Source organism: Corallococcus sp. AB049A, assembly GCF_003668885.1.
Taxonomy (GTDB): Bacteria; Myxococcota; Myxococcia; order Myxococcales; family Myxococcaceae; genus Corallococcus; species Corallococcus interemptor.
Window position 1 is genome coordinate 1 of the sequence record NZ_RAWL01000408.1, and the last position, 7620, is coordinate 7620.

General features: G+C 71.0%; 7 protein-coding genes and 2 pseudogenes. All 9 read left to right on the top strand.

From position 1 onward, the window contains the following. Window positions 1-326 (top strand): annotated as a pseudogene (locus D7X55_RS31655) (hypothetical protein); the annotation flags it as partial. 31 nt (window positions 327-357) lie between these two features. Then, on the top strand, window positions 358-1200 hold the full coding sequence (asd, locus tag D7X55_RS31660) for an archaetidylserine decarboxylase (RefSeq protein WP_120552952.1): 843 nt from the start codon (window positions 358-360) through the stop codon (window positions 1198-1200). Further along, on the top strand, window positions 1197-2486 hold the full coding sequence (hisS, locus tag D7X55_RS31665) for a histidine--tRNA ligase (protein ID WP_120552951.1): 1290 nt from the start codon (window positions 1197-1199) through the stop codon (window positions 2484-2486). Before asd ends, hisS begins: the two co-directional genes overlap by 4 nt. A gap of 170 nt (window positions 2487-2656) precedes the next feature. Next, on the top strand, window positions 2657-3067 hold the full coding sequence (locus D7X55_RS31670) for a S24/S26 family peptidase (RefSeq protein ID WP_279637409.1): 411 nt from the start codon (window positions 2657-2659) through the stop codon (window positions 3065-3067). Next, on the top strand, window positions 3064-3378 hold the full coding sequence (locus D7X55_RS31675) for a PqqD family protein (protein WP_120552950.1): 315 nt from the start codon (window positions 3064-3066) through the stop codon (window positions 3376-3378). The genes D7X55_RS31670 and D7X55_RS31675 overlap by 4 nt, the downstream gene beginning before the upstream one ends. Then, a complete protein-coding gene (locus tag D7X55_RS31680) occupies window positions 3375-3935 on the top strand; it encodes a hypothetical protein (RefSeq protein WP_120552949.1) in 561 nt (186 codons plus the stop codon). The genes D7X55_RS31675 and D7X55_RS31680 overlap by 4 nt, the downstream gene beginning before the upstream one ends. 13 nt (window positions 3936-3948) lie before the next feature. Further along, window positions 3949-6969 (top strand): PQQ-binding-like beta-propeller repeat protein, encoded by a 3021-nt coding sequence (locus tag D7X55_RS31685; RefSeq protein WP_121725017.1) that lies wholly within the window; start codon window positions 3949-3951, stop codon window positions 6967-6969. Between the two features lie 12 nt (window positions 6970-6981). Further along, window positions 6982-7146: a hypothetical protein gene (locus D7X55_RS43610; protein WP_158626451.1), complete on the top strand. Its 165-nt coding sequence runs from the start codon at window positions 6982-6984 to the stop codon at window positions 7144-7146. Then, a pseudogene (locus D7X55_RS31690) lies at window positions 7143-7620 on the top strand (hypothetical protein); the annotation flags it as partial. The gene D7X55_RS43610 and the pseudogene D7X55_RS31690, both read left to right, overlap by 4 nt.

Genomic DNA, 7620 nt, shown 5'->3' on the forward strand with positions numbered 1-7620 from the left:
TGGCGGCGGAGGCAGCGGACGCCGGCCCCGGGGACGCCGGGGTGATTGCCGGGCCCCAGATGGGCACCCCGGCCTCCGAGCTGGTGGCGGGCTTCCGCGGCTGTTTCATCCGCTCCGTGCCCGTCACGGTGGAAGGGCGGGGAATGCGGGACACCTGGCAGCTGAGCGACCGGGCGGCCTGCCAGCTGGAGTACCCCACCCACCGCGACACCTCGCTGGTGATTGAAGACGGCCGGGTGTTGGCGCTGTTACCCAAGAGCGCCATGCGGACCGTGCGCCGTTATGCGGACGGCGGCACGGTGCCCGAGACCGATGCCGGGCGTTGAACCTTTCTCATTCAAGAGCTGACGACCTTCGATGAACGAACAGACCTTCATGAAGTTGATGCGTGTGCTGCCCAAGTCGGCGGTGTCCTCCGCGGTGGGCCTGGCCACGCGCCTGCCCGCGCCCGCGCCGGTGCACCACTGGGCCATGCGCGCCTTCGCCAAGGCGTACAACGTGGACATGGAGGAGGCGGAGCACGCCTTCGAGAAGTACCCGACCTTCGCCCAGTTCTTCACCCGCGGCCTGAAGCCGGGCCTGCGCCCGGTGGACGCCGGTGAGAAGGTCGTCGTGTCCCCGGTGGACGGCCGCGTGTCGCAGGTGGGCTACGCGGACAACGGCCGGTGCCTGCAGGCCAAGGGCATCGAGTACACGGTGGACGAGCTGCTGGGTGACGCGCAGGCCGCGAAGCCCTTCCACGGCGGCGCCTGGACGACGGTGTACCTGTCCCCGCGCGACTACCACCGCATCCACTCGCCGCTGGGCGGCACCATCACCGGGTACGCGTACATCCCGGGTGAGTTCTGGCCGGTGAACCCCGCGTCGGTGAAGAACAAGCAGTCGCTGTTCTGCGTGAACGAGCGGCTCATCACGTACCTGGACACCGTGGCCGGCAAGGTGGCGGTGGTGAAGGTGGGCGCCACCTGCGTGTCGCGCATCAAGGCGTCCTACGAGGACATCACCACGCACATCGGGCAGCCCGGCAAGGTGCACCAGTACGGCACGGCCATCCCGGTGGAGAAGGGTGGCGAGCTGGGCCGCTTCGAGATGGGCTCCACCGTCATCCTCTGCTTCGAGCCCGGCCGCGTGCGCTGGGACGACAGCATGCAGCCGGAAGCGGTGGTGCGCATGGGCACGCGTATCGGAGTCATCACGTGAGCCAGAAGATCAACGGCGTGAAGGGGATGAACGACCTTCTGCCGGGCGAGATTGAAGTGTGGCAGTTCGTCGAGTCCACCGCGCGCACGCTGTTCGGCCGCTTCGGCTACGGCGAGGTGCGCACGCCCATGGTGGAGGACACCGCGCTCTTCGTGCGCAGCGTGGGCGAGGAGACGGACATCGTCGGCAAGGAGATGTACACCTTCGAGGACAAGGGCGGCCGCAGCCTGTCCCTGCGTCCGGAGGGCACCGCGCCGGCGGCGCGCGCGTACATCGAGCACTCGGTGAACAACCAGGAGCCGGTGTCGCGCTGGTTCTACACGGGGCCCATGTTCCGCTACGAGCGGATGCAGACGGGCCGCTACCGTCAGTTCTACCAGATTGGCGCGGAGGCCTACGGCGCCAAGGAGCCCGCGCAGGACGCGGAGCTGATGGACATGGTGGTGCAGTTCCTGGAGGCCCTGGGCCTTCAGGAGGTCACCCTGAACATCAACTCGCTGGGCGACGAGAACTGCCGGCCCGCGTACCACGCGAAGCTGGTGGACTACCTCAAGTCCCACCGCGAGGAGCTGTGCGGGGACTGCCAGCAGCGGCTGGAGCGCAACCCGCTGCGCGTGCTCGACTGCAAGAACGAGAAGTGCCAGTCGGTGGCCGCCGCCGGCCCCAACGTGCTCGAGTTCCTGTGCGAGCCGTGCCGCACGCACTTCACGGACCTGCAGCGCAAGCTGGGCGCGCTGGGCGTGCGCTACGTGGTGAACCACCGGCTGGTGCGCGGCCTGGACTACTACACGCGCACCGTCTTCGAGTTCATCGCCGCGCACCCCGCGCTGCGCACGGCCAGCACCGTGGGCGGCGGCGGGCGCTACGACAAGATGATGAAGGGCCTGGGCGGGCCGGACGTGCCCGCGGTGGGCTTCGCCATGGGCCTGGACCGGCTGGTGCTGCTGCTCAAGGAGAGCGGCAAGACGTTCATCCAGCGGCCGGACCTGTTCATCGCCGTGGACGAGACGAGCCACGACGAAGGCCTGAAGCTGGCCAGCCGCCTGCGCCGCGAGGGCCTGAAGGTGGACTTCGACACGCGCGGCGGCAGCCTCAAGAGCCAGATGAAGCGCGCGGACAAGTCCGGCGCCCGCTTCACGCTGGTGCTGGGCGAGCAGGAGCGCACCAGCGGCCAGGCGAAGCTCAAGCCCATGGCCGGCGGTGACTCCGTGCCCGTCGCGCTCGACAACGTGGCCGCCACCGTGCGCGCCCAGCCGGAAGCCCCGGCCCAGGCCCCGGTGTCCTGATCCAGCCCCCCTCCGGCATGACGCGCCCGGCCGGAGGGGAGGGGGGCGGCCCGTCTTCCCTGAAAATCCCGGAGTAAAGGTGTCAAGTGCCGTAAGTCCTGGGAATCGCTGGGGGAAGGTGGGCCAGGGGATTCGCGAGGGTTGAGAGTTTGGAGTACCTTCGGCCTGCAATGTCGAGCGCTCCCCAGCCCGTCTCCGTGATCGATGGCCCTCGCTGGATCCCCGTCGCCGGGGACAGCATGTGGCCGTCGTTGCGCGCGGGGGACGTGGCGGAGGTGGAGCCGCTGGTGGACGCGCCTCGCCCGGGTGAGGTGGTGCTGGCGCGCTTCGAGTCCTCGCTGGTGCTGCACCGGGTGCGCTGGTGCGACGGCAGCCTGTGCGCGCTTCGCGGGGACAACGGCGTCATGGAAGATCCGCCGCTGCCGCTCATCCGTATCCTGGGGCGTGCGCGGCGTGTGCGCCGGGGCGGAGCGCTGCTGGAGATGGACCGCTGGGACGTGGGGCCTCGGCGCCTGGGCCGCTGGCGCGCGACGCTGAAGCGACAGCTGGCCTCGTGGCTGGGAAGGCCGGGCCGCGCATGAGCTTTCCGGAAGGCAGCGTTCCCCGGCGGCGTGCGGGGACCTCGGGGGAGGGCTTCGGCGCGGACTTCCTGGTGCTGGACGCGGAGGGGCGCACGCTGCGCGGGCTCAACCCGACGGCGGCGCGCATCTGGGCGCTGTGCGATGGACAGCGCACGGCCCGGGCAGTGGCGGAGCAGGTGGCTTCCGAGTTTTCGACCGACGTCGGTCCGGTGCTGGCCGACACGCTGCGCTTCCTGGGGGAGCTCCAGCGCAAGGGCCTGTTGGACGAAGTGCGCGCGCCGGCCGGTGCCGCGCCTCTGGAGGAGACATGATGCGGGCGCGCGTAGCCGTGCTGGCGGGTGCGATGGTGCTGTCGGCGTGCTCGGAAGGGGTGTCCCCCCTGCCGCCGCCGGCCGTGAATCCGGGGCCTGACAAGGGCTCCGTCACCTCCGTGGATCCGACCGACGTGCTGGCCGGTGGCGGGAGCGTGGCCCGGCCGCCCCCGGCTCCCGCCGTGGAGGAGCCGCCACCGGAAGAGCCGCCTCCGCCGGAGGTGCTGCCGCCCCCGACCGGGAGCGCGGAGGTGGTGGGCGCGGGCTCGGAGCCCACGGCCCTGTCCGAGGTGCAGCAGGTGGACGTGGACTTCGTGGTCAGCGGCGTGCCCCACAAGGGCCAGGTGGACGTGGAGTTCATCGCGCCGGGCGGGCGTCCGTACGAGAAGCGGAGCGCCACGGTGGTGGCGCCGCCGGACGAGTCGCGCACGCTGCGCTATTCGCTGCCGGTGGCGGGCACGCCGGTGTCCATGGCGCGCATGACGGGCACCTGGCAGGTGCGCTTCTTCCTGGATGGGGCGCAGCTGGCCGCCACGTCCTTCACCCTGGAGCCGTGACGTGAGGCACGCCATGAACGTCCGCATCCTCGCGCTCGCCGCCGTGCTGCTGCCCGCGGTGGGCTTCTCCCAGACCTGGTCCGCGCGCCCCATCCCCGCCGCCGGAGAGACGGTCGCGCGCGTGGTGATGGAAGACGCGTCCGAGCTCGTCGTGGAGGTGACGAACACGACCAATGCCACGAGAGACGCCCGCCTGTCGGAGGTCTCCTTCGTCCTGCCCACGGGCTACCAGCTGCTGGGCGGCCTGCCGGCGGAGGAGAACCCGGACTGGAAGGTCGAGTACATCGACTCCAACGTGCGGCGCATCACCTTCCAGTCCACGAAGGGCTGCGTGGACGACGGGCGCGGCCTGGATCGCAACCAGTCCGCGCGCTTCGTGCTGAACGTGGTGGCCCCGGGCAACCGCTCCACCGACAACAACACCGAGCGCTTCGCGGCGGGCACGTACGCCCGCGACCAGTGCGGCGGCACGAACTACACCTTCAACATCAACAGCATGACCGCGTGGACGCGGGCCATCCTGATCACGAACGTGACGCTGGCGCCGCGCATGCTGGCGGTCAACGGCACCACCGCGGCGCGCGTGGTGGTGGAGAACCGCGGCACCGGCACGGCCTCCGTGGCCGTGGACAATCCCACGTCCACGACCGGTGCGCCGCTCACCACCGTGAGCAAGGTCCCCTCGAACAACGTGTCCGTGGCGGCGCGTGCCGCGGGCGTCATCGCGGTCAATCTGCGGGCCACCGCCGCCGGCGCCGGGGCCGCTCGCGTCCGGGCGCGCGCGACGAACGCGAACGCTCCGCTGGCGGACTCGCCCATGGGGGACGTGGGCAACCTGGCGGCGGCGGCGGACATGGACGTCGTGGACGCCTTCAGCGGAGAGCAGGTGACGCTGCGCCTCTCGGTGTTCAACACGTCCAGCGCGAACACGTACACCCAGGTGCGCCCGCGCACGCCGGTGCTGCTGGGCAGCGCGACGGCGTCGCTCGTGTCCGGTCCGTCGCCGGAGAGCGTGGCGCAGCTGGCGCCGGGAGCCTCCGCGCAGTTCACGTGGCGCTACCAGGTGTCCGGGTCGCCGGGCGCCAGCTACCAGTTCCAGGCGCAGGTGGACGGGACGCTCAACGGTTCCTCCGTGGCAGGGGACGCGGTGACGGCGCGCAAGGGCCGCATCGTGGAGCACCGCGTGCGGCTGAGCCAGGAGACGGTGTCCACCGCGGCCACGGGCGTGACGGTGGCGTACACGGTGCAGAACCGGGGCACGCTGCCCATCTACGAAGTGAAGCTGTTCAAGCCCGCGGTGAACTACTTCTCCGTGGCCGCGTCGGGCCCGCAGCCGTTCGGGGACTGGGCCGTCTCCACGGACGCGGCCGGCTACAACTGGGAGTCGGAGACCGGCATCCCGGTGGGCGGCGAGGCCACCTTCCGCATCACCTATTCGGGCTTCACGGCCGTCACCGCGGACACGGCGTTCCGCCACCGGCTGGAGCTGAACCAGGGCTGGAACGATCCGCGCATCCGCGTGGAGGCGATGATGACGCTGCTCGCGGTCACCGCGTCCCCGGACGTGGAGCGCCTCACCGGCGTGGCCCGCGACGGCAGCGTGACGCTCACGTGGGACAACCCCTTCAACCACGGCGGCACCCTGGTGCTGCGCGCGGAGGGGACCCGGCCCAACACCGCGCCCACCAGCGGCGTGCGCTACGCGGTGGGGGACACGGTGGGCAACGCGACGGTGGCGTACATGGACGAGTTCAGCTCCGCGTCGTCCTTCACGGACACGGCCGTGACCAACGGCACGACGTACGTCTACCGCGTGTTCAACGCGGATGATCATCTGCGCTACGGGCCGGGCAACCAGCCTACGTCGCAGGGCCTCCTGGCCGCGCCCCGGGCGCGCGTCGCGGGCAATCCGCTGTGGTGCTACTCGGTGGGCCTGTCCTCGCTGCTCCAGCCCGTCACCGAGCTGGGCGTGGGCATCTTCAGCTCGTACAACGACTCGATCGTGGGCTCGCTCACGAACACCGTGAACCCCTCCGAGGACGGCGCCGAGCGCTTCCGGCCGGTGAAGATGACGGGCCTGATTGGCAGCCGCTTCCCGGTGGTGCCGCTGTTGGGCCGGCCCGGGCAGCAGTGGATCGTCGTGGGCGACCAGTCCGGCGTGCCGGCGGTGCTCAACGCGGCCACGGGCGAGTTCCTGTGGCGCAACACCACGCTGGGCCTGGGGAACATCAGCTCGTTCCCGGTGACGCAGCTGTTGGACTACGCGAACCCGGAGTACCGGACGACGCACTCGAACATCGACCTGGCCATCTTCGCCACGCGCAACACGTCCGCGCTGAACCAGGTGGTCGCGCTGAACGCGGCCACGGGCGCGCTCATCTGGCGCTACCGCCCCGGAGACCTGGGCATGGTCAGCGGCGGCATGCTGGTGGACTACACGACGAACCGCCTCTACGTGGCGACCAAGTCGGGCACCAGCACGGCCACGCTGCGCGTGCTCAACAGCCTCACGGGCGCGGAGGTGGCGCGGCTGGCGCTGGGCGACCTGGAGTTCGGCGTGGTCCGCAACGCCACGAGCAACCAGATCCTCGTCACCGCCAACGACGGCCGGGTGTACGGCGTGAACCCGGCCACGTACGCGACGGCCTGGACGGTCACCGTGCGGCCCACCACCGCGCGGGCCTTCACCCACTTCGCGCGGCCGCTGGGCAAGGGCTTCGTGGTGAGCACGGCGGACGGCAGGGTGGAGCGCTATGAGATGGACGCGACCAACGTGCCGAAGTTGATGTGGACCACGCCCGTCGCGGGGCCGGCCGGCTCCTTCACCCTCAACCAGAACGGCGTGGCGCGCATCTACGTCGGCAGCTCGGATGGCAAGGTGCACCAGCTGGAGTCGGAGACGGGGTTGGACTCCGGGCAGGTGACCGTGTCGTCGGCGCAGGCCATCGGCACGCCGACCATCGACAACGTCGTTGCGCGGTTGCATGTCGGTACCGCGGATGGTCGAATCTGTGCCTTCCCGGTGCCCTTCTAGGTGGGCCAACACGTGAGCCAACGCCCTGCACAGCCTCCCGTGCGTCCGTCCCTGCCGAAGCCGCCGGCCGCGCCCGCGGTGTACGTGCCTCCCGCCATCGTGTGGGAGCAGCCCTTCGTCGCGCTGGCGCAGATCTCCATGTGCACCATCCCCGGCGAATCGGAGTGCGTGCCGTGAACGGCGGGGACCCCTCGCCGGGTCCCCGTGACGCGGTCCTCCGGATCACCCTGGCCGGGTGGACGGTGGCGCTCGAGGTCGAGGACGCGGCGCTCGCGGGCCCGCTCCAGCGCGTGTTCGGCGCGTTCCGTGCTCCCGATGCCGTGGCCTCCGACGAGGCCCGGCTGGTGATGCGCAACCCTCCCAGCCCTGTTTCTCCCCCCACCGTGCAGGAGCTGCCCCGGCTGGAGCCCGGTGACGCAGGGACGCTGCGCGTGGAGGGCGCCGGATATTCGGCCATGCTCTCCCGGGACCGGTGCCGCGCGGACGTCGTCGGAACCGGGCGGTACCCGGTGGAGAACGTGATCAAGATCATGCTCGCGTCCGCGCTGGCGAAGCGGGGCGGGCTGCTCGTGCACGGCGTGGGATTGGCGCACGAGGGCCGGGCCGCGCTGTTCGTGGGGCACTCCGGCGCGGGCAAGAGCACCCTGGGCG

Bases quoted from the DNA above. Each gene is read 5' to 3' on its own strand.
- D7X55_RS31675 (WP_120552950.1), top strand. From the start codon at position 3,064: ATGAGCTTTCCGGAAGGCAGCGTTCCCCGGCGGCGTGCGGGGACCTCG.
- D7X55_RS31670 (WP_279637409.1), top strand. From the start codon at position 2,657: ATGTCGAGCGCTCCCCAGCCCGTCTCCGTGATCGATGGCCCTCGCTGG.
- asd (WP_120552952.1), top strand. From the start codon at position 358: ATGAACGAACAGACCTTCATGAAGTTGATGCGTGTGCTGCCCAAGTCG.
- D7X55_RS31685 (WP_121725017.1), top strand. From the start codon at position 3,949: ATGAACGTCCGCATCCTCGCGCTCGCCGCCGTGCTGCTGCCCGCGGTG.
- D7X55_RS31680 (WP_120552949.1), top strand. From the start codon at position 3,375: ATGATGCGGGCGCGCGTAGCCGTGCTGGCGGGTGCGATGGTGCTGTCG.